The organism is Limnohabitans sp. INBF002 (assembly GCF_027924905.1).
Taxonomy (GTDB): Bacteria; Pseudomonadota; Gammaproteobacteria; order Burkholderiales; family Burkholderiaceae_C; genus Limnohabitans.
The window spans coordinates 64554-89498 of record NZ_AP027055.1 but is presented as its reverse complement, the minus strand read 5'-3'; the positions used below and the strand labels follow the sequence as shown (position 1 = coordinate 89498).

The 24945-nt window shown below is 56.7% G+C and carries 28 protein-coding genes; 13 read left to right on the top strand and 15 right to left on the bottom strand.

The features are described from left to right. Positions 1 to 36 precede the first annotated feature (36 nt). On the top strand, positions 37 to 441 hold the full coding sequence (gene panD / locus QMG15_RS00400) for an aspartate 1-decarboxylase (RefSeq protein WP_104801667.1): 405 nt from the start codon (positions 37 to 39) through the stop codon (positions 439 to 441). 87 nt (positions 442 to 528) lie between these two features. After that, positions 529 to 2106, top strand: a complete 1578-nt coding sequence (locus QMG15_RS00395) for a hypothetical protein (protein ID WP_281789000.1) — start codon at positions 529 to 531, stop codon at positions 2104 to 2106. Here QMG15_RS00395 and QMG15_RS00390 read toward each other — a convergent pair. Further along, complete coding sequence (locus QMG15_RS00390) at positions 2103 to 2696, bottom strand: hypothetical protein (RefSeq protein ID WP_281788999.1); 594 nt, start codon at positions 2694 to 2696, stop codon at positions 2103 to 2105. The two genes, QMG15_RS00395 and QMG15_RS00390, sit on opposite strands and share 4 nt — an antisense overlap. Further along, positions 2697 to 3167: a hypothetical protein gene (locus QMG15_RS00385; RefSeq protein WP_281788998.1), complete on the bottom strand. Its 471-nt coding sequence runs from the start codon at positions 3165 to 3167 to the stop codon at positions 2697 to 2699. It abuts the gene before it with no gap. A 167-nt stretch (positions 3168 to 3334) separates the two neighbouring features. On the opposite strand from QMG15_RS00385, the gene QMG15_RS00380 reads away from it, so the two are divergent. From QMG15_RS00380 to QMG15_RS00370, 3 genes are read left to right on the top strand one after another with little or no spacing between them, the layout of a single operon-like run. Next, positions 3335 to 4132: a CBS domain-containing protein gene (locus QMG15_RS00380; protein ID WP_281788997.1), complete on the top strand. Its 798-nt coding sequence runs from the start codon at positions 3335 to 3337 to the stop codon at positions 4130 to 4132. A gap of 17 nt (positions 4133 to 4149) precedes the next feature. Continuing rightward, positions 4150 to 4788 (top strand): MBL fold metallo-hydrolase, encoded by a 639-nt coding sequence (locus tag QMG15_RS00375; RefSeq protein WP_281788996.1) that lies wholly within the window; start codon positions 4150 to 4152, stop codon positions 4786 to 4788. 40 nt (positions 4789 to 4828) lie between these two features. Then, positions 4829 to 6319 (top strand): HAMP domain-containing sensor histidine kinase, encoded by a 1491-nt coding sequence (locus tag QMG15_RS00370; protein WP_281788995.1) that lies wholly within the window; start codon positions 4829 to 4831, stop codon positions 6317 to 6319. A gap of 375 nt (positions 6320 to 6694) precedes the next feature. Here the strand turns inward: QMG15_RS00370 and QMG15_RS00365 are convergent, their stop codons facing one another. Then, on the bottom strand, positions 6695 to 7189 hold the full coding sequence (locus QMG15_RS00365; protein WP_281788994.1) for a hypothetical protein: 495 nt from the start codon (positions 7187 to 7189) through the stop codon (positions 6695 to 6697). 9 nt (positions 7190 to 7198) lie between these two features. After that, entirely contained in the window at positions 7199 to 8026 is an 828-nt protein-coding gene (locus QMG15_RS00360; protein WP_281788993.1) for a M48 family metallopeptidase, read from the bottom strand. A gap of 36 nt (positions 8027 to 8062) precedes the next feature. On the opposite strand from QMG15_RS00360, the gene QMG15_RS00355 reads away from it, so the two are divergent. From QMG15_RS00355 to QMG15_RS00335, 5 genes are all read left to right on the top strand, one after another. Then, positions 8063 to 9409, top strand: a complete 1347-nt coding sequence (locus QMG15_RS00355; RefSeq protein WP_281788992.1) for an MFS transporter — start codon at positions 8063 to 8065, stop codon at positions 9407 to 9409. Positions 9410 to 9472: 63 nt separating this feature from the next. Then, positions 9473 to 10180 (top strand): response regulator transcription factor, encoded by a 708-nt coding sequence (locus QMG15_RS00350; RefSeq protein WP_281788991.1) that lies wholly within the window; start codon positions 9473 to 9475, stop codon positions 10178 to 10180. 4 nt (positions 10181 to 10184) lie between these two features. Next, on the top strand, positions 10185 to 11420 hold the full coding sequence (locus QMG15_RS00345; RefSeq protein WP_281788990.1) for a HAMP domain-containing sensor histidine kinase: 1236 nt from the start codon (positions 10185 to 10187) through the stop codon (positions 11418 to 11420). Between the two features lie 65 nt (positions 11421 to 11485). Continuing rightward, positions 11486 to 12490, top strand: a complete 1005-nt coding sequence (locus QMG15_RS00340) for a nitronate monooxygenase (protein WP_281788989.1) — start codon at positions 11486 to 11488, stop codon at positions 12488 to 12490. Positions 12491 to 12498: 8 nt separating this feature from the next. Then, a complete protein-coding gene (locus QMG15_RS00335; protein WP_281788988.1) occupies positions 12499 to 13512 on the top strand; it encodes a glycosyltransferase family 9 protein in 1014 nt (337 codons plus the stop codon). A 2-nt stretch (positions 13513 to 13514) separates the two neighbouring features. Here the strand turns inward: QMG15_RS00335 and QMG15_RS00330 are convergent, their stop codons facing one another. The 10 genes from QMG15_RS00330 to QMG15_RS00285 form a co-directional block, all read right to left on the bottom strand. Further along, positions 13515 to 14342 (bottom strand): glycosyltransferase, encoded by an 828-nt coding sequence (locus QMG15_RS00330; RefSeq protein WP_281788987.1) that lies wholly within the window; start codon positions 14340 to 14342, stop codon positions 13515 to 13517. A gap of 22 nt (positions 14343 to 14364) precedes the next feature. Further along, on the bottom strand, positions 14365 to 15414 hold the full coding sequence (gene waaF / locus QMG15_RS00325) for a lipopolysaccharide heptosyltransferase II (protein WP_281790043.1): 1050 nt from the start codon (positions 15412 to 15414) through the stop codon (positions 14365 to 14367). Then, entirely contained in the window at positions 15410 to 15613 is a 204-nt protein-coding gene (locus QMG15_RS00320) for a zinc-finger domain-containing protein (protein ID WP_108359540.1), read from the bottom strand. Before QMG15_RS00320 ends, waaF begins: the two co-directional genes overlap by 5 nt. 3 nt (positions 15614 to 15616) lie before the next feature. Continuing rightward, positions 15617 to 16558 (bottom strand): branched-chain amino acid transaminase, encoded by a 942-nt coding sequence (locus QMG15_RS00315; protein ID WP_281788986.1) that lies wholly within the window; start codon positions 16556 to 16558, stop codon positions 15617 to 15619. 77 nt (positions 16559 to 16635) lie between these two features. Further along, on the bottom strand, positions 16636 to 17067 hold the full coding sequence (locus QMG15_RS00310) for a glycerate kinase (protein ID WP_108359538.1): 432 nt from the start codon (positions 17065 to 17067) through the stop codon (positions 16636 to 16638). Positions 17068 to 17100: 33 nt separating this feature from the next. Then, positions 17101 to 18444, bottom strand: coding sequence for an ATP-binding protein (locus tag QMG15_RS00305; protein ID WP_281788985.1), 1344 nt, complete (start codon positions 18442 to 18444; stop codon positions 17101 to 17103). A gap of 4 nt (positions 18445 to 18448) precedes the next feature. Next, positions 18449 to 19105: a winged helix-turn-helix domain-containing protein gene (locus tag QMG15_RS00300; protein ID WP_108359536.1), complete on the bottom strand. Its 657-nt coding sequence runs from the start codon at positions 19103 to 19105 to the stop codon at positions 18449 to 18451. Continuing rightward, positions 19080 to 19694, bottom strand: coding sequence for a cytochrome b/b6 domain-containing protein (locus tag QMG15_RS00295; protein WP_281788984.1), 615 nt, complete (start codon positions 19692 to 19694; stop codon positions 19080 to 19082). Before QMG15_RS00295 ends, QMG15_RS00300 begins: the two co-directional genes overlap by 26 nt. Next, entirely contained in the window at positions 19691 to 20161 is a 471-nt protein-coding gene (locus QMG15_RS00290) for a diheme cytochrome c (protein ID WP_281788983.1), read from the bottom strand. Before QMG15_RS00290 ends, QMG15_RS00295 begins: the two co-directional genes overlap by 4 nt. A gap of 11 nt (positions 20162 to 20172) precedes the next feature. Then, entirely contained in the window at positions 20173 to 20553 is a 381-nt protein-coding gene (locus tag QMG15_RS00285) for a DUF1924 domain-containing protein (RefSeq protein WP_281788982.1), read from the bottom strand. A 131-nt stretch (positions 20554 to 20684) separates the two neighbouring features. On the opposite strand from QMG15_RS00285, the gene QMG15_RS00280 reads away from it, so the two are divergent. After that, on the top strand, positions 20685 to 22247 hold the full coding sequence (locus QMG15_RS00280; RefSeq protein ID WP_281788981.1) for a DUF5666 domain-containing protein: 1563 nt from the start codon (positions 20685 to 20687) through the stop codon (positions 22245 to 22247). 4 nt (positions 22248 to 22251) lie between these two features. On the opposite strand, the gene radA is transcribed toward QMG15_RS00280, so the two are convergent. Next, entirely contained in the window at positions 22252 to 23628 is a 1377-nt protein-coding gene (radA, locus tag QMG15_RS00275; protein WP_281788980.1) for a DNA repair protein RadA, read from the bottom strand. A gap of 83 nt (positions 23629 to 23711) precedes the next feature. Between radA and QMG15_RS00270 the strand changes: the two genes are divergently transcribed. Beyond that, positions 23712 to 24116, top strand: a complete 405-nt coding sequence (locus tag QMG15_RS00270; protein WP_281788979.1) for a 5-carboxymethyl-2-hydroxymuconate isomerase — start codon at positions 23712 to 23714, stop codon at positions 24114 to 24116. A 12-nt stretch (positions 24117 to 24128) separates the two neighbouring features. Then, the gene (locus tag QMG15_RS00265; protein WP_281788978.1) at positions 24129 to 24941 is read left to right on the top strand and encodes an aldolase/citrate lyase family protein; all 813 of its coding nucleotides are present in this window, start codon (positions 24129 to 24131) and stop codon (positions 24939 to 24941) included. Positions 24942 to 24945: the final 4 nt, after the last annotated feature.

Sequence of the window (24945 nt, the reverse complement as noted above, 5' to 3'; positions counted from 1 at the left end):
TTGAGGCATTGCTTCGTTTTTGACCGATTTTTAGACATGTTCCGTACCCTGCTCAAATCCAAAATTCACCGCGTTGCCACCACCCAGTGCGAATTGCACTATGAAGGCTCCTGCGCCATCGACGAAAACCTGCTCGACGCCGCCAACATTTGTGAGAACGAACAAGTCCACATCTGGAACATCAACAACGGCGAACGCTTCATCACCTACGCCATCAAAGGCGAACGTGGCTCAGGCATGATTTCGGTCAACGGCTCTGCCGCTCGCCGTGCCAGCGTGGGTGACTTGCTGATCATTGCCTCATTCGCGCAAGTGCATGAAGACCAAGTGGCTGGCCATGAACCTCAATTGGTGTTTGTGGATGAACACAACCAACAAGTGGGCTTGCGCCACCATGTGCCGACTCAGGCTGCGCCGGGGCATGGAACGGATGAATGCTGATTGCAATGGCCTCAAAACAAAACCCGCCTACGAGCGGGTTTTGTTTTGCACACATCAGATAAACGTTGCAAAACAGGGAGTATTTAAGTGGCCTCTTTGAAACACTACCTGCTTTTTCTCGGCATGTACGGCGTTGGCATTTCACTCGTGTTGGGATGGGTGGTTTCTTTGCTAATCCCTAACCGCTATGCGAGGCAGATTGATACGCTGACAAAGCCGTTGACCTACGCAGCTTTTATTTTTACAGCGGCGTGCTCTGTTCTTTACTTGTTCTATCCGAACTTCATTGACCACTTAGAGCCCACCATCACACAAATCACCTTGATCTGGATACAAGGTGGCGATTTGTATCCCCCTATGGACGCTCCGTCTATGCATGGGCTGCTCTATGGTCCAGCGCTTTACTGGATTCAGTTTCCGTTTTTGGCACTTGGCAACGATCCAATCCTCAGCTCAAAGCTGCCCAGCGTGATTGCCTTCAACATTGCGTGGTGTTTGCTTTTCTTTACCTACAAGAACACATTAGCCAAAGCGTATTTGCTTTTATTGCTACCTTTCAACCTGATCCTGTTTTGGAATCGCGCAGAACCTTACTTTGTTTTGCTGGTTGCGCTAGCTGCTCTGATCGTTGAACGACAGCCCAAATACAAAGTGCTACTGCTGGGTGTGTTGGCAGGGCTTGCAAGCTCCCTAAAAGCGCACGGAATTTTGTACATCCTGCCATTCCTGATTTTCTTTGGCGGCCACTCGTTGCGCACAGTTGCTCAATTCGCTGTCGCCTTTGTGGTCGTGTGCTTGAGCTTTTTCATAGATGGCGGAACGTCATTGCTTCAATATTTTGAGTATTTGAAGTTGGCCACAAAGCACGGCATCTCGTTTGCTTACTTAGAAAAGAATTTGTTTTTTCTGTTGTTTGCATGGATACCCATTGCTCTGACGTTCAGATGCACCACCGTATCCCGATATGAAGCCTACAGATGGACGGGCGTTGTGCTGATTGAAATTCTTGTTGCCATTGCAGGCTCAAAGCCTGGTGCCGGTGTCCATCATCTGATTCCCATCGTCGTGTTGAATTCATATCTCTATGAGATTCAATTACGAAAAATTGAAAACATCGAAGCCAGATTTTTAGGCATCAAAATTGGCCTCGCAATTTTGGCTCTCTACGTGCTCTCTTTTGTTTGGAAAAACATTTATGACTCGGAGATCAAGAGCGCATCGATGATCGAGTCGCAACGCCAAGCGACGCTCGAAATCCAAAATTTTGCCAAAGAATATCCCAGCTTGCTCATGGGGGTCACCGACAAAGAGAACGACAACTACAGCTTGACGTTTTTGCGGCCCTATTTGATTACCTCCGCAGCACCTCAATTTGAATACGCCGGCTTCATGGACTTAAGCTACTCCGGTGTTTCTGACCAAGCGTTTGTTGCCTTTCTCACGGCTTGTCAAAACAAGTTCATCGCAACGCCAAGCCATGGCGTTCCATTTTCAATTGTGAACTTTTACACCAACCAGCCTCTTTTCTCAGAGGGGGTACAAAACGCATTTCGCAGCCATTACAAAGCACACCATCGCGGTGCGTTCTTTACGGTTTATGCGTGCAGAGAAGGTCGTCTTGAGTTTCACGAGCCTGCGCTCGAGAAATTGGACAAACAGAATTAACTAACCTTCTTGAACATCAACGCCACAGCGTGGAAAAACGAAACGACGGCAAGGCAACCAAGAAAATCACCGAACGCCATGGCCGTAGAAGTAGCCCACTGCGCATCAACAGCCGTCACGCCAACCACCAAAAAAGCCGCGTTGTGGACGACGCTGTTGAACATACTTGCTGAAAACGAAAGCACCACGATGTGGTGATAACGCAAGTTGTTCAAGTTCCGGAAGATGCCGACCAAAATCATGACGACATACACGGCGATGGCGTAGCTAAAGACACTGACCGCAGCAAAAAGATAGAGCGATGCTGTTTGCAGGTCATGCCATATTTCTGTAGACACATAAACGCTCGCAATGTACAGGCCCACAATGGCAGGCAAGCGCCCAATAAGAATCGCCAGCAACTTGACGCCCGCCGGAATAAAAATCAGGCTGACACCTGGTGCGTAAAGCATGTAACGATCCAAGTATTGATTCAGATGGAACGCGCCAACGAAAGCCAAAAAGGATGCGACCACCACCGCTAAGTCAGTGGCCGTGATATTGAACTGCTTGACGTATTCAAGCGATCGACACTGCGGCAGCGATGCCATCTAGCTCACCCGGCCAAGATTGGTGACAAGCGCGCGCTTTAAAGTTGGCAAATCTAATTTTTGGGCATGGAGACCGTGCGTTTCACGCAGCGCCCAGGCCGTTAACAAAATTGTGTGACGCGTTTTGTCATCCATGTGCCTGACTAGCTCACGAATGGTGTCAATCACAACATCATCATCCGTTTGTGTTTTGCCCAGCCGTGTGCTCATGAACTCATTGGCATCCAATCCCAACCAGTCGACAAACACGATTAATTTAGCGACCTCTGGAATGGCTTGACCCGCCAACCACTTACGCGCAGTTTCCCGGGTGACCCCTGCAAGACCACCCGCACGGAAGCTGAATTGATTAGCAAATGCGTTGGCTGTCGGGACTTTGCCAAACCTGTTAATCAGTGCGTCGTTCAAAGCTTTTCTAAAACGAACTTTGGCGTCGTCTAGATTGATGCTTTGTGTTTGCTGCTTGTTCATGCCGGCGATGCAAAATGACTGCACGATTAGTTTTTGTGCGATCCATTTTGTGCATTTCAAAGTTGCATTTGCCAATTTGCTCGTGTATTTTTTGTTGTTATTTGCAATATTGAGTTGTTACTGATGATTTTGTTCAAATCAATACTTTTGCGGCTTGGGCGCCAATCATGATGCGTCGCTTTTGGCCTACTCCGCTGACAGTTTCCAACCAAGAGAAGTTGCGAATGTTGGCGGTTCTGGCACACAAGCCATCGTTTGACATCGTGCTGTTTCCGTTCCTCCTGAATTCTGTGCTTTTGGTTGTGGCGGGCTTGGTCTATAACAATTTGACTGCGCGGCCCTACCCCCATCATTCAAAAACTGATCGCGATGATGCACATGCGAACAACCGGTTCACGAAAAGTGACCTGAATGCCGCGCTGGAACACTACCAACAGATCATTGATGTGGACCCAGCCGACCTGGCGCAATTGCTTCAATACGCCGAGTCAGCCGCGTATCAGCGCACGCTAGGAGATTTGCGCTGCGAAGAAGTCATGTCGCGATCACCGCACGCGGTGGAGTTTGGCTCCTCTTTGTCAGAAGCTTGGGGGCTGATGCGGCGGCATCACATCAAAGCGCTGCCGGTCGTAGACCGTGCCAGGCGTGTGGTGGGCATCATCACCATGGCAGACTTTTTAAAGCACGCGCAAATCGACGATTACATGAGCCTGTCTGAACGCATCAAACATGTTTGGCAACCCTCGGGCCTGTCGCACGGCGACAAGCCCGAAGTGGTGGGCCAAGTCATGACACGCCGCGTGCGCGTCGCCAGTGCGCAAAGCTACTTGGCAGAACTGTTGTCACTTTTTTCTCAAACAGGACACCACCACCTGCCCGTGATCGATTCAGAAAATCGCTTGATTGGCATATTGACGCAAACAGATGTGGTCAGCGCCCTGGCAAAAGCAGTCAGACATGTTTAACCGCTACCATTTGCAACATGCTTCAGTACGAAACCGTCCCCGTTACCCCGTTCCAACAAAACTGTTCCATCGTCTGGTGCGATGAAACGATGCAAGGCGCCGTCATTGATCCTGGGGGTGATTTGCCCGTGCTGGAAGACGCTTGCAAACAACTGGGTGTGACGCTGGAACAAATCTGGATCACCCATGCGCACATCGACCACGCCGGCGGCACTGCCGACTTGGCCGAAAAGCTCAACTTGCCCATCATTGGCCCGCACCCAGGCGATCAGTTTTGGATTGACGGCTTGCCACAGGCTGCTGCCAACTACAGATTCCCGCCGTCACGCCCCTTCACGCCCACGCGTTGGCTGGACGATGGCGACACGGTCACGTTGGGCAAACACACGCTGCAAGTGCGTCATTGCCCCGGCCACACACCTGGCCATGTGGTGTTTTACTCACCCGAGATCAAGCGTGCGTTTGTGGGCGATGTGCTGTTTGCGGGCAGCATTGGCCGCACCGACTTTCCGCAAGGCAACCACGACGATTTGATCAACAGCATCACGCAGCGTTTGTGGCCCATGGGCGATGACACCGTGTTCATTCCCGGCCATGGGCCAGAGAGCACGTTCGGACGCGAGCGCGTGAGCAACCCCTATGTGGGCGGCACCTAAGCGCAGCACACGAAAGTTACATTGAACACGACCCCAACCTATGCACCTTGATACACAAACCACGATCTTCATGATCTGTTTCGTGTACTTGATGCTGCACGGCGCCATTTGGCTTGCTCTGCTGGAGTACCGCAGTTTTCAGGTCAGGCTGTGGTGTGGCTCAGGGATGATCAGCGGCGTTGCCGTGGTCTTACTCGCCATACGTGACAGCGTGCCTGACGTGTTGTTTTTTTATGTGGCGCAGTTCTTGATGCTGATTGGCAACTGGGGGCGCATGGTGGCCTTGCGCATGTACCTGCTACCCACATCACAAGAACGTACGTTTCGCACCTACACCGTGGCCAATGCGGTGTACTACGCGGTCTTTTGCTACTTGATTTATTTTCATCAAGCGGTGTGGGAAGCGCTGCTGCTTTTCAACGGTTTTTATGCCGTGCTGTGCTTTGACTATTTCCGCATTGGTCAGCAGCTGAACCAGCGACGCGTGTCGTTCGGTGCCAAATTGTTGATGTGGAGCGGCTTGATCCTCAGCATCACGCTCGGCATCCGCACCTTTGGCGTGGCCCTCCTCGGAGACGTACAAGACATTTACGCCACCACTTGGGACCAAGCCATCATGATCGTTGGCCAGTTCATGGCCATCACCTTGAGCAACATCGCTTTTTTGCGCATCTTTTTAGAGATTTCCGAGCGTCAAAAAATGGCCATGACGCACGAGCTGGCCGTGACCAACGAGCGCGCTGAAGCCATACGAAAAACCAGCGTCGATTTAAAAAAGCTGTTGCAGGAGCGAGAAGAAATCATTCGACAACTCGCGATCTTCAACAAGACCGCAGGCATGGGGGCCTTGGTCGCGTGCCTGGCACACGAGCTGAACCAACCCCTCACGTCTATTCAACTCAACGCCGAATTGATTGACTCGGCCCTCCTGGACACGGGCACAAACGCCAGCGCAGACAGCACAGTCAAAGAAGCCATGCGCGACTTGATGAAAGACAACCAACGCGCGGCCACCATCATCAAAACACTGCGCAACATGTTTGGCAGCGGCCGGAAATTGATGTCGACGTTTGACTTGAACGCGCTAGCCAGTGACGTGTTGTTGCTCTGCAAATCTAAACTCAACAGCAACCACATTGCCTTGAAGGTCGACCTGCACCCCGAGGCAACGATGATCACGGGTGACAAATCTCAGCTACAGCAGGTGTTGCTGAACCTCATCACCAATGCTGCAGATGCGTTGACGCTCGACACCTCAAAGCAAAAACGCATCACATTGCGCACACAGCTGCAGGGCGACCGTGTGCTGCTGACAGTGACGGATAACGGCTCAGGCATTGCCCCAGACATTGCGGCGTCTATTTTTGAATTGCTGCGAACCACCAAAGAAGACGGCATGGGCATTGGCCTGTGGCTAAGCCGCACAATTGTGGAAACGCATCAAGGCACGATTGATTTTGTGACAGACGCAAGCAGTGGCACCACATTCACGGTCAACTTGCCGGCGACAACCGGGCCAATGATTTATTAACGGCTACTGGCCGAGCAGTCGCTGATGACCGACTTGGAAATGCAGCCAAAGTCCTGTGTCGCTTTTCCTGGGCGTGTGCTGAAAAACAAAGGCCGAATGATGGTGACCAGCACATACAGTGCGATCAATACACCTATCGCAATGGCCGCATAGTTAAGGCGCAACGCGCGCTGCTGGTGTGTGTGAAAGCGGCCAAGTCGAGCGCCGTCAGCAAGACCCAATCGTTCTGATGATTGCTGACTGGGGAGGGCGGGCTTGGAAGTCACAAGAGCTACAAATAAAAATCTGTAGCGATGGTAATTTTTATAAGCGGCGAAAGCTATACGCCAAGGGGGTTACACCGGCGGGTGTACCTGGGTTGAAGGTCGCGGCGTTTTAAAACCCAAACAGCACCGCAGCACTGAATCCAGACACTGAAACAGCGCTAGAGCGCAAGATGTCGCGTGAGACACGCAACGTGGTGGTGTCATCAAGCGCGTGCTCGTAACCGAGGCTGTACATTGCCGCACGGTCTTTGGATTTTTCTAGATCAGCATCATCACGGTCTAACTTGACGTAGGCCGCCTTGCCGTAAAACCCGTTGTACGTGAGTTTGTAACCAAATGCCATCAACGTGGTTTCGACGTTTTGAGCGCCCAGTTGTCCTGTGCTGGTACTGATCGGTCCCGTGTATTCAACGCCATGTTTCAAGTCTGCCGAGAGTGGCCACTCGTAGCCCACCACGACATTGGCTTGGCTGGTCGCGTACGACTGATCGCTCCGTGTGCCAGACAATTTTTGGTATTCCATACCCATGTAGGGATCGGCATAGACTTTGGCGGCTAACAACAGCATGCTCGCGAAGAAGGGGCGGAAAAGCGTGGATGTCATGGGTGGACCTTATTTTTTACGCTCGTACAAAGGCATCACCTTGGGCAAATTGGCCTGAATTTCTTCAATGCGCGTGTTACCCGAAGGATGGGTGCTGAGCCACTGGGGTGGTGCGCCTTTGTTGGCGGCACTCATTTTTTGCCACAGCGTCACACCTGCGCGCGGGTCGTAGCCGGCGCGTGCGGCGATTTCCATGCCCACCAAGTCCGCTTCGGTTTCATCGTCGCGGCTGAATTTGAGGTTCAACAAGTTCGCCCCCTGCTTGGCCACCAAATCGGTGAGCTGCGGGCTCACGCCAAAAAAGACAGAAGCCACCGTGCTGCCAATGGCGGCAACACCATTGGTGGCGGTGGCTTTGCCCATGCGTTCTCGCGCGTGCTCACGCAAGGCGTGGGCAATCTCATGGCCAATGACCATGGCCACCTCGTCGTCGGTCAGTTGCAACTGGGTCAAGATGCCGCTGTAAAAAGCAATCTTGCCGCCGGGCATGCAAAAGGCGTTGATTTGGTTCGAGCCCACCAAGTTGACTTCCCACTTCCATTCTTTGGCGCGGGGGTTCCAGTCAAAGCTGTGCGGAATGATGTCTTTGGCAATTCGGCGCAGGCGTATGACTTGGGGATGGTTGTCTGGGCCCAATGCATTTTTGCTAGCGGCCTCTTTCATCATGTCGGCGTATTGCTTGTGCGCCGATTGTTCGACCTCCGCCGCAGGCACGAGGTTGGCAAACACAGAGGCTTCTTTGGTCACTTCCACGCCGTCGCGCGCCAACAAACCGCTGCTGCCAAGGCCGCAAGTACAGCCGACACAACCGTAAAGAAAAGCGCGTTTGGTGAGCATGGCAAAGTCTTTTTGTGAAAGCCTGAAAATAGAGGCATGAACGATACCAAAAAACTCAGCTGGATGGCCGCACTTCATGTGTACTTAGAGCCGGCCTCATGGCGTATGTTGTGTCTGGGCTTTTCGGCGGGTTTGCCACTTCTGTTGGTTTTGGGGACGCTGAGTTTTCGCTTACGAGAAGCTGGGATTGACCGCAGCACGATTGGCTTTTTGAGTTGGGTGGGTTTGGCTTACGGCTTCAAATGGGTGTGGTCGCCGCTGGTGGACCGCCTGCCTTTGCCACTGCTCACACGCTGGCTGGGCCGCCGTCGCAGCTGGCTGCTGTTGGCGCAAGCGATGGTTGTCGCGGGGCTCATCGGCATGGCTTTGTTGGACCCACAACTGGCACTAGAGCCCGTGGTGTGGTGCGCGTTGGTCGTGGCTTTTGGGTCGGCCACGCAAGACATTGCGCTCGATGCTTTTCGCATTGAGTCAGCTGATGCGCAGCACCAAGCGGCACTTGCCGCCACCTACCAAACCGGCTATCGCCTGGCCATGATTTGGGCAGGTGCTGGCGTGTTGTGGGTGGCTGCGCGTGCATCGGGCGCAGACGAAACCGCTTACCAACACACCGCATGGCAAACCGCATACCTGGTCATGGCCGCGTCCATGAGCCTGGGCGTGTTGACCGTGTTGCTCTCGCCCGAGCCGGCCCAACGTGATATGCCCCCCGCGCGCAATGCGCGCGAATGGCTGCAAAGTGCATTGGTCGAACCCTTCGCCGAATTTATTCGCCGCTACCGCTGGCAAGCGGCGCTCATTTTGGGCTTGATCGCGGTGTACCGCATCAGCGATGTGGTGATGGGCATCATGGCCAATCCGTTTTATGTGGACATGGGTTACACCAAAGACGAAGTGGCTGCCGTCACCAAAGTGTTTGGCGTCATCATGACGTTGTTGGGCGCGTTCATTGGCGGCGTGCTGTCCATGCGTTTGGGCGTGATGCGCATCCTCATGCTGGGCGCAGTGCTCAGCGCCCTCACCAATTTGTTGTTTGCCTGGCTGGCCACGCGCGGGCACGATTTGACGGCGTTGGTGTGGGTCATCTCAGCCGACAACTTGGCCAGCGGCATTGCGTCAGCAGCGTTCATTGCGTATTTGTCTAGTTTGACCAATGTGAACTACTCGGCCACGCAGTACGCGCTGTTCAGCTCGATGATGTTGCTCGCGCCCAAGTGGCTGGCCGGGTTCTCGGGCGTGTATGTGGACGCGCATGGCTACGAAACCTTCTTCAACAGCACTGCCTTGCTGGGCGCGCCTGTGTTGCTGCTGGTGTGGCTGGCCTCACGCATCTTGCCGGTGGCGCACGCAGACGCAGACGCAGACGCAAAAGCAACGCACTGATTTACCCAGTCTTTACCTTGTCTTTAGACAAGCCCAGACATCGCGAGGCATGATGAACGCACCATGAACACCTTGCTCTTGATCGAAGATGACCACCGCCTCGCCAACATGGTGAGCGAGTACCTCCAACAATCTGGTTTCACCGTGCAGCACGCCGCCAACGGGCTAGATGGCCTGAAGGTGCTGCAAAGCACGGCGCCTGCTTTGGTGCTGCTTGACTTGATGCTGCCCGACATCGATGGCCTGGATGTGTGCAAACGCATCCGCGCTCTGCCTGGTGCGTTGGCCCAAACCCCTGTGCTGATGCTCACCGCCAAAGGCGACCCGATGGACCGCATCGTCGGTTTAGAGCTCGGCGCAGACGACTACTTACCCAAACCCTTTGAGCCTCGCGAGTTGCTGGCCCGCATTCGCGCTGTGTTGCGTCGCCACGCGCCAGGTGAGACGACGGAGGCCACGCACCAAATCCTGAAATTCGGCTCGCTAGAGCTAGACCGCGATGCACGCAGCGTCAGCGTGCGCGGCCACGTGTGCGACCTCACGGCGTACCAGTTTGATTTGCTCTGGGTCTTGGCCGAACGCGCTGGCCGCGTGCTGTCACGCGATCAAATCATGGAGGCGGTGCGAGGCCGCGAACTCGAAGCCTTTGACCGCTCCATCGACGTCCACATGGGCCGCATACGCGCCGCCATTGAAGAAGATGCCAAAGCCCCCAAACGCATCCTCACCGTGCGCGGTGTGGGCTATGTGTTTGCCAAGCAACAAGACTAACGCCATGCCGACCACCCCATCGCCCACCCGCGCTTTACACCTGCCTTTGTATGTGCGCATCTGGCTGGCCGTGGTGCTGGCGGTGGCCGTGCTGACGCTGCTCACCGGCTGGGTCATGCGCATGACCGCAGAGCCACCGCTGCGCGAAGTGTTGGTGCGCAATTCGGCAGGCGAACTGGTGGGCCAAGGCCGGGCACGCTTGCGACCACCAGATGGTCTTCCGGTAGAAGCGCCACCCCTCCAAGGTCCTGACATGCGCCACCCACCAGGCCACTTTGGTTCGGGCCCTGAGTTCATGGTGCGCATGCAAAACGGTGAGTTGATGCACGTGCATTTGCCACGCCCGCCGCATACTTTTTGGTCACGCCCGCCTTTTGGGTTTGCGTGGACGCTGGGCTTGGTCGCCCTCGCTGTGGCACTGGGCACCTACCCCATCGTGCGCCGCCTGACCCGCCGCTTGGAGAACTTGCAAAAAGGCGTGGAGCAATGGGGCACTGGCAACTTGTCGGCCCGTGTCGCCGAACAAGGCAACGACGAAGTGGCCTACCTGGCCCAACGCTTCAACCACGCAGCCGCTCAAGTGGAGCAACTCGTCACCTCGCACAAATCGTTGCTGGCCAATGCCTCGCACGAACTGCGCTCGCCCCTCACCCGCATCCGCATGGGGCTGGAGCTGATGGGGGATGCCCCCTCACCCGCCATGAAGGCCGAAATTTCGCGCAGCGTGGGCGAGTTGGACCAACTGATTGATGAGATTTTGTTAGCCAGCCGCCTGGACGCCAAAGAGGCGGATCTGGGCACTGTTGAAGCGGTGGACCTGACAGGCCTGGCCAGCGAAGAATGCGCACGCGTGGACGCCCATTTAGAGCTGGGCTTTCAGCCGCAAAGCATCGTGGTGCCGGGCATCGCCAAACTGCTGCGACGCATGCTGCGCAATTTGCTGGAAAACGCGCGCCGATATGGCACGTCAGACATTGAGGTGCAGCTGTCAACTCTGGTTGAAAACCACCGAAATTGGGTGCGCTTGTGTGTGTGCGACCGCGGGCCCGGCGTTCCTGCCGACTTGCGCGAACGCATCTTCGAGCCCTTCTACCGCCTGCCCGGTGCCAGCGAACGCGAAGGTGGCGTGGGCCTGGGCTTGTCGTTGGTGCGCTCCATCGTGCAACGCCACGGCGGCCGTGTGCGCTGCGAAGACCGCGAAGGCGGCGGTGCCCGATTTGTGGTGATGCTGCCTGCCTGATGCACCCGCACAACCCGCGGCACTGACGCTCACCAAGCACACGGGCTCGTTGCACAATATCGTGCATGACACACGCTGCCCTGAACACCCGCTTCGCCCAACGTTTTCAACTCACCACCCCCATTGCTTTAGCGCCCATGGCGCTGGCCACGGGCGGGGCTTTGGCTGCCGCCTGCGCACACGCCGGTGCGCTGGGTTTGGTCGGCGGCGGCTACGGTGACCTCGCTTGGACCCAACGCGAATACGCGCTAGCGCATGACTTGCTGAAAGACGATACCGCGAGCCACGCACGCCTAGGCTGTGGCTTCATCACTTGGAAATTAGACGAAAACGCCGAGGCACTCGACTGGGTGCTGACACAAAAGCCTTGCGCCGTCATGCTGTCGTTTGGCGACCCTCGCCCTTATGCCGCGCGCATTGCCCAAGCAGGCGCACAGCTCATTTGCCAAGTGCAACGCCTAGACCAAGTGCCACAAGCTTTAGAGGCCGGTGCCTCGGTCATCGTGGCACAAGGCGGCGAAGCTGGCGGCCACGGTGCCAACGCGCTTGAAGGGCGCAGCACCTTCACGTTGGTGCCTGAGATTGCCGACTACCTCGCGGCCCATTCACCCGACACCTTGCTGCTCGCCGCAGGCGGCGTGGCCGATGGTCGCGGACTGGCGGCGGCTTTGATGCTGGGCGCCGATGGGGCCTTGGTGGGCTCGCGCTTGTGGGCCACAACGGAGAGCTTGGCTGCCGCAGGCGCCAAAACCCAAGCCACACACACCAACGGTGACGGCACCGCACGCAGCATGGTGTTTGACATCTTGCGTCGCAAAAACTGGCCCGCACCGTATGACTTTCGCGCCATTCGCAACGACTTGCACCGCGCACTTGAAAGCAACGTGGCCGCTTTGCAAGCCACCCCAGATGCCGCACGCGCCGACTACGACGCAGGCGTGAAAGCGGGTGACTTCACACGCGCACACGCCACGGTGGGTGAAGCCGTGGGTTTGATTGCCGATATCCCCGCTGCGCAGACAGTGATTGCCCGCATCACACAACAAGCGCAACGCTTGTTAGGCAAGTAAAGGCGCGCATGAAAAAACGCCTGCTCATCTTGTCGCACGACAACAAAATTGGCGATGCCATTGTCGTGACGGGTCTGTTCAAACAATTGCACGCGCACTGGCCCGACTGCGACATCGGCGTGCTGTGTGGCGCCAGCAATGCGGCACTGTACCGCCACCACCCCGAAGTGAAGTGGCTGCATGTGTCGGCAAGCCGCAACGTGTTCGCCCGCATGTGGGCCAGCCTCAAAGCACGGATGACGCGCTACGACATGGTGGTGCACTTTGGTCTAGACCTGGCCAACCCATCTGTGCAAATTGTGTTGAACATGGTCAATGCCAAGCAGCGCTTTTTGTTTTTGAAACACCCCACAAACCCCCTCCCCAATGATGTGGTGATGGAAGGCGATTGGGGCTACAGCACGCACGGCACGGCACAACACTATTCGGCGCGCCATCTGCGGTTTCTGCAAACCCTAGGCGCAACGCCCGGCCCTTACCACTACGACATTCGCTTGGGCGAACACACGGCGACGGCCAAGCCTTCAGACACAGGCTTGCTGATGGTCATCAACAGCCAAAGCAGCGCGGCGAACAAATCGTTCTCACTGCCGTGGTTGCAACAGTTCGTGCATGCGGTTTATACACAGCACCCCCACATTCACATGCAACTGCTCAGCGCCAGCCCTGCGCTAGAAGTGGCGATGCGTGAGATGTTCAACGCACAAAGCGACCGCGTCCACGTGACCCCGTTTGCCCCCACGGTCACACCCGCGCTGGCCAGCATCCAAAACGCAGATATGGTGGTGTCACCCGACACCTACGCCGTGCATGCCGCCAGTGCTTGGAACAAGCCGGTGATTGCGCTGTACGAGCCCAGCGTGCTGTCGGTGGATTCATGGGAACCGCTGTCAGACACGTATGCCCAAATCATCGCCCCCACAGGAAAAGCGGTGAGCGACATTGGCGTCCCCGAAGTCATGAAGGCGCTGGCGCACCTGCTGGCCAACCCGAAATCACGCGAGCGCGTGTTCTTGAAATAAGTTCAGTTTTCGATCAGCAGCGCGCGCTGCTCAGACGTCCACTTTTGCTCAAGCGGAATGAGCTTGTCTTTGTCCACAAAGGGTGGGTAACCGCCCTTCATGGTCAAGCGGATGTAGTGGTGGTTGAAGCAATCCAACGCGATGTGCATGGGGCGAATGTCCCCAACATCGCGTGCGCGCATGGCGGTGCGCAAAAACAAATCAAAGTCTGCGGCTTGTTGGGTTTCGTCCCAAGGGCCCAAGATGGCTAGCGCACGGCGCGAAAACATCACGGTGTTGCCCACAAAGCCTTCCACGGCTTGATGCTTGAAACGCGTTTGACGGTCTTTGCAAAACGCCGCCCAGTTGCCATACATCCATTTGTGCATGAGCAGCAAACAGGTGCGCCCCGTGCCAAACAAGCCCACCAAACCACGGATGCGGTTCCATCGGCGACGCAGCTTTTTGGTAGCCGCTTTGCTTTCGATGCGCTCGATGCCGCAAGAGGTGATGACATCAAGCTGGTTATGTTCAGCGTTTGCAATGAGCGTTTCATCCCAACCATCGCTCACGATGATGTCGTTGTTTAAGAACGCCAGCCACTCGCCCTTGGCGATGGCAATGCCTTGGTTCTGCGACACAGGGTATGAATAGTTGCCAGGGTTGCGAATCACGCGCGCACCGACCGACTCAAAAAAATCAGCACTGGCATCCGTCGATGCGTTGTCGATGACGATGAGCTCAAACGAATGCTTGGTGTGCTTGACCAAGTTTTCCCAGTAAATCTGGTTCATCGGCAACTGGTTGTACACCGCTGTGATGATGCTGAGTTTGGGCTTTTGTTCAGACATGGTCAGGCTTTTAAAAATGAACTCAGAGCAAGCGGTAGACGCGCTCAGCCGACACGTCTTCTAAGCAACGCGTGTGGCCCAGTGGGCACGTGCGCTCGTAGCAAGGCGAACAGGCCAACGGAGGCTGGTAGTTGGCATCCACACGCAGCCACACCACGCGCGCACGCTCGTTCAAAGGCGGCGTGTGTTCGGGACTGGACGAACCAAACACCGCCACTTGCGGCACACCAAACGCTGCGGCCACGTGCATGAGCCCGGAGTCGTTGCTGACCACACGGTGCGCGTAGGCAATCAACGCAAAGGCTTGCATCAAGTTGGTTTGACCTGCCAAGTTGAAACAATGACCGGGCTTTTTGGCATTGGCGGTGGTGGCAATTTCTTGACAGATGTCGAACTCTTTGTTCGACCCCAACAAGAACACGGGGCGGTCAATCTTGCCCGCCAATTCAGCAAAGTGTTTGGCAGGCCAGCGTTTGGCGGGACCGTATTCGGCGCCCGGCGCAAACACCACATAGCTGTGCTTGGCCAAGGTCGGCAGCGTGGGCATGTTGGTGGCCAGCTCTTCGAGCGCGTCGTCCATCACGCCCACTCCCGCTTTGAGCACGGGGCGCAGATCGCCCACCAGCTTCATGGGCTTGCCGGGGTTTTGGCCCACCAAACTCAGCGCGGCATACCACTCGACCATGGGCGGGCGCTCTTCGGTTTGGGGGTTGTCTAAGCGATCGGTCAGCAAGCCAAAACGCATTTCGCCGGTGTAGCCCACGCGCTTGGCGATGTTGGCCATCCAGGGCAGCAACGCGCTCTTCAGGGAGTTGGGGCACACATAGGCCACATCAAACTTGCCGCGCAACTGGCGGGCCAGTTTCAAGCGGCCCATCAGTTGCAGGCCGCCGTGTTTGAACGGCATCTCAATCACTTCGGTCACGCCGGGCATCACACGGTAAACCGGTGCAATCCAAGGCAAGGCAGCGACAGTGAGGCGCTCGCCGCGCGCAGCCAAGCGGCGCAGCAAGGGTTCGGTCATCACCGCGTCCCCAATCCATTGGGGGGCGATGATGAGGGCGTTTTTAATGATGGCCGCCAACGTGCTCGCCGGCCTTGAGTTTGTAAACCGTGCCGCAATAAGGACACTTGGCTTCGCCGGTTTTAGCCACATCCAAGTAGACCTTGGGGTGGCTGTTCCAGAGTTTCATGTCAGCTTTGGGGCTGGGGCAAAACACGCCGCCTTGAGCGTTCAAATCTTTGGCTAAGAGTTCAACGGTGTTGCTCATTTTTTAAACCTTTGTCAACCAATGTGCGTACTTGGGATTGCGGCCGTTGACGATGTCAAAGAACGCCGTTTGGATTTTTTCAGTGATCGGGCCACGGCTGCCCTCGCCCAATTGGATGCGGTCGAGTTCGCGGATGGGCGTGACTTCAGCGGCGGTACCGGTGAAGAAGGCTTCGTCAGCGATGTAGATCTCGTCACGGGTGATGCGCTTTTGCACAATCTCAAAGCCCAAGTCTTTGGCAATGTGGAACACCGTGTTGCGGGTGATGCCGTTCAAAGCGCCAGCCGACAAGTCGGGCGTGTAGATGACGCCGTCTTTGACCACAAAGATGTTTTCGCCAGCGCCTTCAGACACAAAGCCTGAGGTGTCGAGCAACAGGGCTTCGTCGTAACCTTCGTCGGTCACTTCCATGTTGGCCAAGATGGAGTTGGTGTAGTTGCTCACGGCCTTGGCTTGCGTCATGGTGATGTTGACGTGGTGGCGGGTGTAGCTCGAAGTCTTCACGCGGATGCCGCGCTTCATGCCTTCTTCGCCGAGGTAGGCACCCCAAGTCCAAGCCGCCACCATCACATGGATGTCATTGCCGCGAGGGCTGACGCCCAATTTTTTGTCGCCAATCCAAGTCAAGGGGCGGATGTAGCCGCTTTCTAAATTGTTTTCACGCACCACGGCACATTGCGCATTGTTGATTTGCTCTTTGGTGAAGGGCATGTTCATGCGCAAAATTTTGGCGCTGTTGAACAAGCGGTCGGTGTGCTCTTGCAAACGGAAGATGGCGGTGCCTTGCTCGGTTTTGTATGCGCGCACGCCTTCGAAGGCGCCGCAACCGTAGTGCAGGGTGTGGCTCAACACATGGATCTTGGCATCGCGCCAATCGACCATCTGGCCGTCCATCCAGATTTTGCCGTCACGGTCAGACATGGATGATGGGATCACGACGCTCATGGGATTTCCTTTGGACTGATGATGTGGTTGTCGCCTGTTTCGGCGTAAGGGTTCATTTTAGCGAGCCTGACGAGGGGTCAGTCGTTGGCGGCGTGGGTCACGGGCTCAACGTCGGTGGCTTGGAACGGACGGTCTAGCGTCCAGCTCTGCAACTTGCCCTGCATAAACACGCAGCGCACCACCGATTGGCTGCCATCGCGCCAGCTGAACACCTCGGGCTGGGCGCCTTTTTCGGTCTCCAGCTGACCCAAAGCACGGGTCATGGCGATGACATGCATCAGGCTCACGCCCGCTTTGAGCTTGGCATTGAGCATGACGGCACTGTCGACAAACCCAATCGGGCGGTTGCTGGCTCGTTTCATGATTTGCACCAAACGCGTGAAATACAGCAGCAGCCACATGACGCCGCCGGTCACCACCATGGCAATGCCCATCCAGCCCCAGCTTTGCCAAGCCCACGCCGTCAAGCCCACCGTGCCAATGGGCACCAAATATCTTTGAAAGTTCATGGGCTTATTGTCTCAGGCTCTCAAAGAGCCAGCTCAGTGCTGTGGATAACGCAAGGTCACTTGCAAACCACCCAGGGCCTGAGATTGGCCTAATTCCACTTGAATGTGCTGCAACGTCGCGATGTGCCGCACGATGGACCAGCCCAAGCCGCTGCCCGTGGCTGACGTGCCCAACACGCGGAAAAACCGCTCGCCAAGGCGTGCCTTGTCCTCCGACGACAGGCCAGGGCCACCGTCTTGGACGGTCACCACCACGTGTTGCGCGTCTGCCCGATGCGCTTGAATACGCACGGTGGCGCCCTCAGGGCTGTAGCGCAAAGCGTTGTCAATGAGGTTGCGCAGCAAGATCTGCCACAAGGTGCTTTGGCCGTTGACCTGCAGCGCCTCAGGTGCGAGCAGCTCTAGGGTTTGATGGCGTCGCAGCGCCTCAGGCGTGAGGTCGGCCATGATTTGTTGCGCCAACTGGTCTAAGCGGAAGGGTTCAGAAAGAACGTCTTGCGGGCCTTCCACACGGGCCAAGGTCAACAGTTGCTCAACCACGCGCGAAGCCCGGTCACAACCCAGCAAGGTGTCTTGCAACGCTTGTTGGCGAACTTGGTCGTTGCTTGCCGATGTGAGCGCCACTTGCGCTTGGGCACGAATGGCGGCAATCGGTGTGCGTAGCTCATGGGCAGCATCGGCAGTGAAGCGGCGCTCGGTTTCCATGCGCTGGGCCAAACGTTGCAGCAAATCGTTGAGCGCGTCCAACATGGGCTGCACTTCTTGCGGGGTGTCGGGCAAGGCCACGGGCGCAAGGGTTTGGGTGTCACGCTTTAAGAGTGCTTGTCGCAAGCGCTGCAAAGGTTGCAGGCCTGAGCGCACGTTCCACCACAAACCAATCAACAGCAGCGGCAAGGCCATGGTGAGGGGCGGCAAAAAACCACGCAACACGGCACGCAAAATTTCGTCACGGCTGTCCACCCGTTCGGCCACATAGATCTGCACATCGCGGGCGCGGCCAGGCGCGGCGAAGATGCGCCACGATTGACCGTCGGCCAAGATGATGGTCTCAAACCCCTCTGTGTGCTGGGCCATGGGCGTGTGCGCCACGTTGGGGGAGTGCATGACCAAACGGTCTTCATGAAACACTTGGTAGGCCACGCGGTGCGCGTATTTGTGCAAGGTAGGCGCATCCAGCAAGGGCTCGTCATCGTCGGGCGTGACAGATTGCTGAACCACCAACAAGGCGGCCGACTGCGCCAGGTGGGCATCGAGCAGCTCGTCCACCTCGTGCCGAGCTTCAAACCACACAAAAGCCGCAGTGGCGAACCACACCACCAGCACCGCACCCAAAGTGCGGGTGAGCAAGCGTTGTTGCAAAGAAAAGTGTTGGCGCATAGCTTTAAGGCATGACGATGTAACCCACACCGCGCACGGTGTCGATCAAGCCCGCGCCCATTTTGCGGCGCAGGTGGTGAATATGAACTTCGATGGTGTTGCTCTCCACCTCGTGGCCCCAGCGGTACAGGTGTTGTTCAAGTTGCTCGCGTGACAACACGCGGCCGGCGTTGAGCAACAAGGCTTGCAGCAAATCAAACTCGCGGGTGGACAGGCTGATGGCGTCGCCATCGCGGCTCACCTGCCGTGCGCTGGGGTCCATCACCACGTTGCGAATTTGCAGCATGGCTTGTGTTTTACCGTGGGCGCGGCGCACCAAAGCGTGCAGGCGGGCGGCCAGCTCGTCCAAATCCACAGGTTTCACCACGTAGTCGTCCGCACCGAGGTTGAGGCCTTCGATGCGTTGGGCCACGGCATCGCGTGCCGTCAACACCAGCACGGGTGTGTCGATGCCACGCGCACGCACGGCCTTCAACACAGCCAAACCATCTTGACGCGGCAAGCCGATGTCCAGCACCGCCGCTTGGTGCTGCGCGCTCAGCAGCTCTCGCTCGGCGGCCACCCCATCGCGCACCCAATCCACTTGGAAGCCGCGCTGGTCTAGGCCCGCACGCAGGCCGCTGCCTAGCAGCTCATCATCCTCGGCCAGAAGTATTCGCATAACCTCGCCACATGGGTCGCAGGGCTTGTGGGCCACGCCACACGCGCAGCATCACCACCAACCCCACATGCACACACACCACAGCCATGGCCGCGTTGCCCAAGCCTTCGTGCAGTTCTTGCAGGGCATCGTTCAACCAGCCATCGCCTAAAAGTTCATTGTAGGTAGCCCACCCGCTGGCAATGGCCACCGTGCAAAACGCATAAATGCACAGCACCGCAGCGCCCAGCACCCAACTGCTGGCACCCACCCAAAAGTTACGCGTGAGCCATTCGCCTTGCTTGAGTTTGTTCAGCCACACGCGCCACATCGCGACACGACGCAGCAACAAACCCCAACGTGCCGACGCAGGCCCAACCCACCCCCACACCAAGCGAAACGCCAACACCGCCGCCAAGCTGTAACCGCTGTAGACGTGTACCAAACGCCAATACTCAGACTCTGACGTGACATAAGACATGAGAAACGCCAGGGCCATGCTGGCGTGCGCCATGCGCGTGCCTAAATCGACCACGGGCTTGCGCTGTGTGGACACTGGCGTAGCTGTTGCCTCTGCCACTTGAGCGTGGTTTAAAACGGTGTAGCTCATTTTGGAATCCTCACGCGGTCTTCTTCAAAGTCACCTTGTGCTGCGTCGCGGTGGCAAGCGGTGCAATTGGCAGGGCTTTTGATGGCGGGACGCTTGAACGTGGCCGCACTCACCTCGCGGTGCTTGCGCTCAAACCACGCCGAGCGGGTGATGCGATCGAAAGGCGGCTCTTCACGCGCACGCTTGCCTTGGCCGCCGTGGGTTTGCAGCCAGGCATCGATTTGTTTTTGTGTGGCAACGTCTAACGAAGCGTCGCTGCCGTAGTGTTTATCTAGCCCATGCATCACGCGCTGCCATGAAGCTTTGGGTAGCAAGTTGGGTGGGAATGCCAAGTGGCAGCTGCCGCACTCTTGGGTATAGGCCGCGAGTGGTGGGGGGCCTTTGTAGCTGTCGGCCCACGCGGATGTTGTCGTCAGCAAGATTGCAGCCACCATGCCGCGCAAGAGGCGTATGAAACATAAATGCATAAGAACCTCCATCAACGTAAGGTCATGAGCCAAGCCAACACATCGGCTTTTTCGACTGCCGTGCACTCACGCGCCAACACGTCTTTGCAATTGCGGCGGAACCACTTTTCAACTTTGGCACTGTCGGTGAAGCGTTTGGGGTTGGCCGCAGGCGCGAGTGGCTCAATGACTTTGTCGGTACTCGCATGACGACCGCCCACCATCGGCGATTTACCGTGGCAACTGGTGCACTGCCACTCTTGGCCATGGCTGGCTTTGAAAAACGTTTCACCGCGCGCGGCATTGGCAGGCTGGCCGGCTTGCGCGGTGTAGCCCGCCAACAACTCAGCGGGCGTGGCGGCCACCGCATGAAGCGACGTCAAGAGCAGTAAAGCAAAGAACTTTTGAAGCATGGTGTTGAACCTTTCAAAACCGATGCTAGTGAACGCGTCTTAGGGTTTTCTTAAGGCAGGTGCAGCTCTTCTTAAGACTGTCTTAATCTGTGGTCTGCACACTTTCATCATTCGTTATTGATGGAGTTGGTATGTCACGTTCTGTTTTGAAACCGCAAACAATTGCATGGCTGTTAGCCACTGCCGGCTTCCTCAGCGCCTGTGGAGGCGGTGGTGGCGGCGGAAGTGACAGCGATCACAGTGACGCCACATGGTCGACCAATCCAGCAGGTGCCGCCACGTTCAACGGCGCTGCCGCTGCCTATCAAGGTTCGATCAGCGGTTTGGGCTCAATTGTTGTCAACGGCGTGCGTTTTGAAACGACTGATTCCGTGGTTTACGACAGTGATGATTTCAGCACCAGCTATGACAGCAGTACACCCACCTTTAGCAGCCCCCTAGCCTTGGGAATGACCGTTGCCTTGTTTGGGGATGTGGACGATGCACAAAGTTTGGGGCGTGCGGCACGCATTCGCATCGTAGGCGGTGTGCGCGGCACGATGAACTCCATCACGTCCACAGCCATCGATCTGTCAACTCAAATGGTGCAAATCAACGCTGCGACCACCTATGGCGGAACGTCCGATGGAACCTTGACTGGCACCGCTGTGACAACTTATGCAGATCTGGCAGCGCTGGCAAACACAAATCCATTGCTCACCATTTATGGTCTTGCCCAAGCAGATGGCAGCTTCTTGGCGACACGCGTCGTTGTCACCCATGCATTGACCCATGCGCTGGATGTGGCCGTGCGCGGAACCATCACAGCGATTGCCGGAAGTAATTACACGATTCAGACTGGGGCGACTGCCAGCATCACCGTGAATTGCAACAGTTGCACCATTCAACCGACGGGCAACACGCCGGTGGTTGGCGATGCCATTCGTGCATTGGCTACAGACAACACGAGCTGGAACGGCACAACGCTCACGGCAAAACGTTTGCAGTTGGTCAATGCAGCCTATCTCACCAGCTTTAGTGGTGCACCCAGCACATCGACCTACGCCAAGATCAAAGGGATCGCGACACAAGCGAACGGCAATTGGTACGTTGGAGGTGTTCAAGTGAGTGGCGCCACATTGACTGCTAACACCATGTACGAAATCAAAGGCACATGGTCTGGGTCCGTCTTAGCGGCAACTCGCGTAGAAACTGAAGGCCAACGAAGCTTCACCGACAGCTATAACCAACCTGTTACTTATTCCAACGAGTTCTATGGCGCCGTCAGCAACCTGAGTGGTAGCACCTTCACTGTTCAAGGGGTCAATGTGAATGCGGGCTCTGCCTACTTCCCTAACGGCTCAGCAGCCAATCTCAGCAATGGCTCGTTTGTTGAAGTCAAAGGCAGCTATGTGGACGGCACCTTGAACGCGACAAAAGTAGAGATCAAATATGCATCCAGCAGCAATGCCAGTTCAGGTCGCGTGTTTGAGATGTACGGTCAGGTCGGCGGTTGGTCTGGCGTGAACAGTGTGTTTAGTTTGACCCGCTTTGGTGTCGTGTACACCGCACAAACGTCAGCCAATACACGCTTCAAATACGGCACACCCACCACCGGAAGCTATGTTGAAGTCAAAGGCTACATGGATGCCAACAATGTCTTCCAAGTGATCAAGCTAGAGCTGAAAAACGGTTACCACGATTACGACGATTGATGCGTTAACCCAGCTCCCGCACCAAGCCAATCGCCTCATCCACCCGCTCGACCGCATGCACGGTCATGCCGGGGATGGGCTTTTTGGGTGCATTGGCTTTGGGGATGACGGCGACGGTAAAGCCGAGTTTGGCCGCTTCTTTCAAGCGCTCTTGCCCACGCGGTGCGGGGCGCACTTCACCTGCCAAACCCACTTCGCCAAAGGCGATGAAGCCTTGGGGCAAAGGTTTGCCACGCAAGCTGCTTTGAATCGACAACAACACCGCCAAGTCTGCTGCGGGCTCGCTGATGCGCACACCGCCCACGGCATTGACAAACACATCTTGGTCCATGCACGCCACACCTGCATGGCGATGCAACACGGCCAGCAACATGGCCAAACGGTCGCGGTCCAAGCCCACGCTCAGGCGGCGTGGTGATGGGCCACCGCTGTCGACCAAGGCTTGAATCTCCACGAGCATGGGGCGTGTGCCTTCAAGCGTGACCAACACACAACTGCCGGGCACCGGCTCGGAGTGTTGGCTCAAGAAAATGGCGCTGGGGTTACTCACGCCCTTCAAGCCTTTTTCGGTCATCGCGAAGACGCCAATTTCGTTGACTGCACCAAAGCGGTTTTTGATGGCACGCACAAGTCGGTAAGTCGAATGTGTGTCGCCTTCAAAGTACAGCACCGTGTCCACCATGTGCTCCAACACACGCGGCCCAGCCAGTGCGCCCTCTTTGGTGACATGGCCCACCAACACCACAGCGGTGCCCGAAGACTTGGCCATGCGGGTGAGGTGTGACGCGCACTCGCGCACTTGCGCCACCGAGCCGGGGGCACTGGTGAGTTGATCGGAATAAACGGTTTGGATGGAGTCCATCACCACCACCGCCGGTTGAAGCTTGTCGACGGTGGCCAATATTTTTTCAAGCTGAGTTTCAGCCAGCACTTGCACTTGGCTGTGGTCCAGCCCCAAGCGGCGCGAGCGCAAGGCCACTTGCGCGGCAGACTCTTCGCCCGTCACATACAAGGTGCTCATGCCGCTGCGTTGCAGGCCGTCCATGGCTTGCAAAATCAACGTGGATTTGCCAATGCCGGGGTCGCCACCAATCAGCACCACACCGCCCTCGACCATGCCGCCGCCCAACACGCGGTCGAGTTCTTCTTGACCCGTGGGCGTGCGCGCCACGTCTTGTGCTTCGATGTCGGAGAGCACCGCCACTTCTGAAGCTGGGGCCAAGGCCGCCATGCCCGCGTAACGGTTTTTGGTGGGGCCGCTGCTATCGACCGCCGTTTCAATCAGCGTGTTCCACGCGTTGCAACTGGGGCATTTGCCCAACCATTTGGCAGTGATGCCGCCGCAGTCGGTGCAGGTGTATTGGGTTTTTTCTTTGGCCATGCGCCAATATTACTGGATAAATAGCCAGTGGTCTGAGCGACGGAATTGAAACATGCGAGAAGAAGTTGCGAGACACTTCAGACATGCCTCACCTCATCATCCAATACACCGCCCAGCTCGATGCCGAAACTGACATGGGCGAGCTTTGTCAAACCTTGAGCGACACGATGTTGGCCGCCAAACACCCCGACGGCCAAGCCGTGTTCCCGATCGGGGCCACACGCGTGTTGGCGTTTGCCACAACACATGCCGTCATCGCGGATGGCAGCGGCGACTACGCCTATGTGTATCTGAACTTTCGCGTCGCCAAAGGACGCACGCCCGAGATGATTGCGCAAGTTGGCCAATCTTTGCTGGCTGCAACCCAGACCCATTTCGCGGAAGTGTTTGCCAAGCGCCCCATCGGCATCACCTTGCAAATTGACGAAGGGCATGAGGTGTTCAACGCCGTCCACAATAATTTGCACCCTTTGTTCAGCAAACCTTGAAAACGCCCAGCCATGCAAACCCCCGAGAACCTATTTAAAAAAGCCCTGCGCCACCAACAGCCACAAATCGGCTTGTGGATGGGCTTGGGCAGCACCGTGACCACCGACATTTGTGCGGGCGCTGGTTTTGACTGGCTGGTGATTGACGGCGAACACGGCCCCAACGACTTGACAACTTTGCTCGCGCAGTTGCAGGTCGTGGCCGCCTATCCCAACTCACACCCTGTGGTGCGTGTGCCGCATGACAATGCGGCACTGCTCAAGCAAGTGCTGGACATTGGTGCCACCACGGTGTTGGTGCCCATGGTGGACACGGCCGCGCAAGCCGCAGCCATTGTGAAAGCCTGCCGCTACCCGCAAGACGATGGCCAAGGCGGCATTCGTGGCATGGCGGGCACGCGCGCCTCGCGTTGGGGCCGCTTCCCCAACTACGGCAAAGAGGCCAACGACCAAGTGTGTGTGTTGGTGCAAGCCGAAACCCGAGAAGCCTTGAAAAACTTAGACGCCATCGCCGCCACACCCGGCGTGGACGGCGTGTTCATTGGCCCGGCAGACTTGTCGGCCTCCATGGGCCACATCGGCAACCCCAACCACCCCGAAGTACAAGCGGCCATCGTGGACGCGATTGCGCGCATTCGCCAGGCAGGCAAAGCGCCCGGCATTTTGATGGGTGACGAAGCGTTGGTGCGTCAGTATTTGTCGCTAGGTGCTTTGTTTGTCGCTGTGGGTGTGGACGGCATGATCTTGTCGCGCCAAACCTCGGCCTTGGCGGCCAAGTACAAAGAGGGTTTGGCTGAAGTGAGCGCCAGCAAAGGCCCTTACTGAACGG

Bases quoted from the DNA above. Each gene is read 5' to 3' on its own strand.
- panD (WP_104801667.1), top strand. From the start codon at position 37: ATGTTCCGTACCCTGCTCAAATCCAAAATTCACCGCGTTGCCACCACC.
- QMG15_RS00390 (WP_281788999.1), bottom strand. From the start codon at position 2,696: ATGGCATCGCTGCCGCAGTGTCGATCGCTTGAATACGTCAAGCAGTTC.
- QMG15_RS00385 (WP_281788998.1), bottom strand. From the start codon at position 3,167: ATGAACAAGCAGCAAACACAAAGCATCAATCTAGACGACGCCAAAGTT.
- QMG15_RS00380 (WP_281788997.1), top strand. From the start codon at position 3,335: ATGATGCGTCGCTTTTGGCCTACTCCGCTGACAGTTTCCAACCAAGAG.
- QMG15_RS00375 (WP_281788996.1), top strand. From the start codon at position 4,150: ATGCTTCAGTACGAAACCGTCCCCGTTACCCCGTTCCAACAAAACTGT.
- QMG15_RS00370 (WP_281788995.1), top strand. From the start codon at position 4,829: ATGCACCTTGATACACAAACCACGATCTTCATGATCTGTTTCGTGTAC.
- QMG15_RS00365 (WP_281788994.1), bottom strand. From the start codon at position 7,189: ATGACATCCACGCTTTTCCGCCCCTTCTTCGCGAGCATGCTGTTGTTA.
- QMG15_RS00360 (WP_281788993.1), bottom strand. From the start codon at position 8,026: ATGCTCACCAAACGCGCTTTTCTTTACGGTTGTGTCGGCTGTACTTGC.
- QMG15_RS00355 (WP_281788992.1), top strand. From the start codon at position 8,063: ATGAACGATACCAAAAAACTCAGCTGGATGGCCGCACTTCATGTGTAC.
- QMG15_RS00350 (WP_281788991.1), top strand. From the start codon at position 9,473: ATGAACACCTTGCTCTTGATCGAAGATGACCACCGCCTCGCCAACATG.
- QMG15_RS00345 (WP_281788990.1), top strand. From the start codon at position 10,185: ATGCCGACCACCCCATCGCCCACCCGCGCTTTACACCTGCCTTTGTAT.
- QMG15_RS00340 (WP_281788989.1), top strand. From the start codon at position 11,486: ATGACACACGCTGCCCTGAACACCCGCTTCGCCCAACGTTTTCAACTC.
- QMG15_RS00335 (WP_281788988.1), top strand. From the start codon at position 12,499: ATGAAAAAACGCCTGCTCATCTTGTCGCACGACAACAAAATTGGCGAT.
- QMG15_RS00330 (WP_281788987.1), bottom strand. From the start codon at position 14,342: ATGTCTGAACAAAAGCCCAAACTCAGCATCATCACAGCGGTGTACAAC.
- QMG15_RS00320 (WP_108359540.1), bottom strand. From the start codon at position 15,613: ATGAGCAACACCGTTGAACTCTTAGCCAAAGATTTGAACGCTCAAGGC.
- QMG15_RS00315 (WP_281788986.1), bottom strand. From the start codon at position 16,558: ATGAGCGTCGTGATCCCATCATCCATGTCTGACCGTGACGGCAAAATC.
- QMG15_RS00310 (WP_108359538.1), bottom strand. From the start codon at position 17,067: ATGAACTTTCAAAGATATTTGGTGCCCATTGGCACGGTGGGCTTGACG.
- QMG15_RS00305 (WP_281788985.1), bottom strand. From the start codon at position 18,444: ATGCGCCAACACTTTTCTTTGCAACAACGCTTGCTCACCCGCACTTTG.
- QMG15_RS00300 (WP_108359536.1), bottom strand. From the start codon at position 19,105: ATGCGAATACTTCTGGCCGAGGATGATGAGCTGCTAGGCAGCGGCCTG.
- QMG15_RS00295 (WP_281788984.1), bottom strand. From the start codon at position 19,694: ATGAGCTACACCGTTTTAAACCACGCTCAAGTGGCAGAGGCAACAGCT.
- QMG15_RS00290 (WP_281788983.1), bottom strand. From the start codon at position 20,161: ATGCATTTATGTTTCATACGCCTCTTGCGCGGCATGGTGGCTGCAATC.
- QMG15_RS00285 (WP_281788982.1), bottom strand. From the start codon at position 20,553: ATGCTTCAAAAGTTCTTTGCTTTACTGCTCTTGACGTCGCTTCATGCG.
- QMG15_RS00280 (WP_281788981.1), top strand. From the start codon at position 20,685: ATGTCACGTTCTGTTTTGAAACCGCAAACAATTGCATGGCTGTTAGCC.
- radA (WP_281788980.1), bottom strand. From the start codon at position 23,628: ATGGCCAAAGAAAAAACCCAATACACCTGCACCGACTGCGGCGGCATC.
- QMG15_RS00270 (WP_281788979.1), top strand. From the start codon at position 23,712: ATGCCTCACCTCATCATCCAATACACCGCCCAGCTCGATGCCGAAACT.
- QMG15_RS00265 (WP_281788978.1), top strand. From the start codon at position 24,129: ATGCAAACCCCCGAGAACCTATTTAAAAAAGCCCTGCGCCACCAACAG.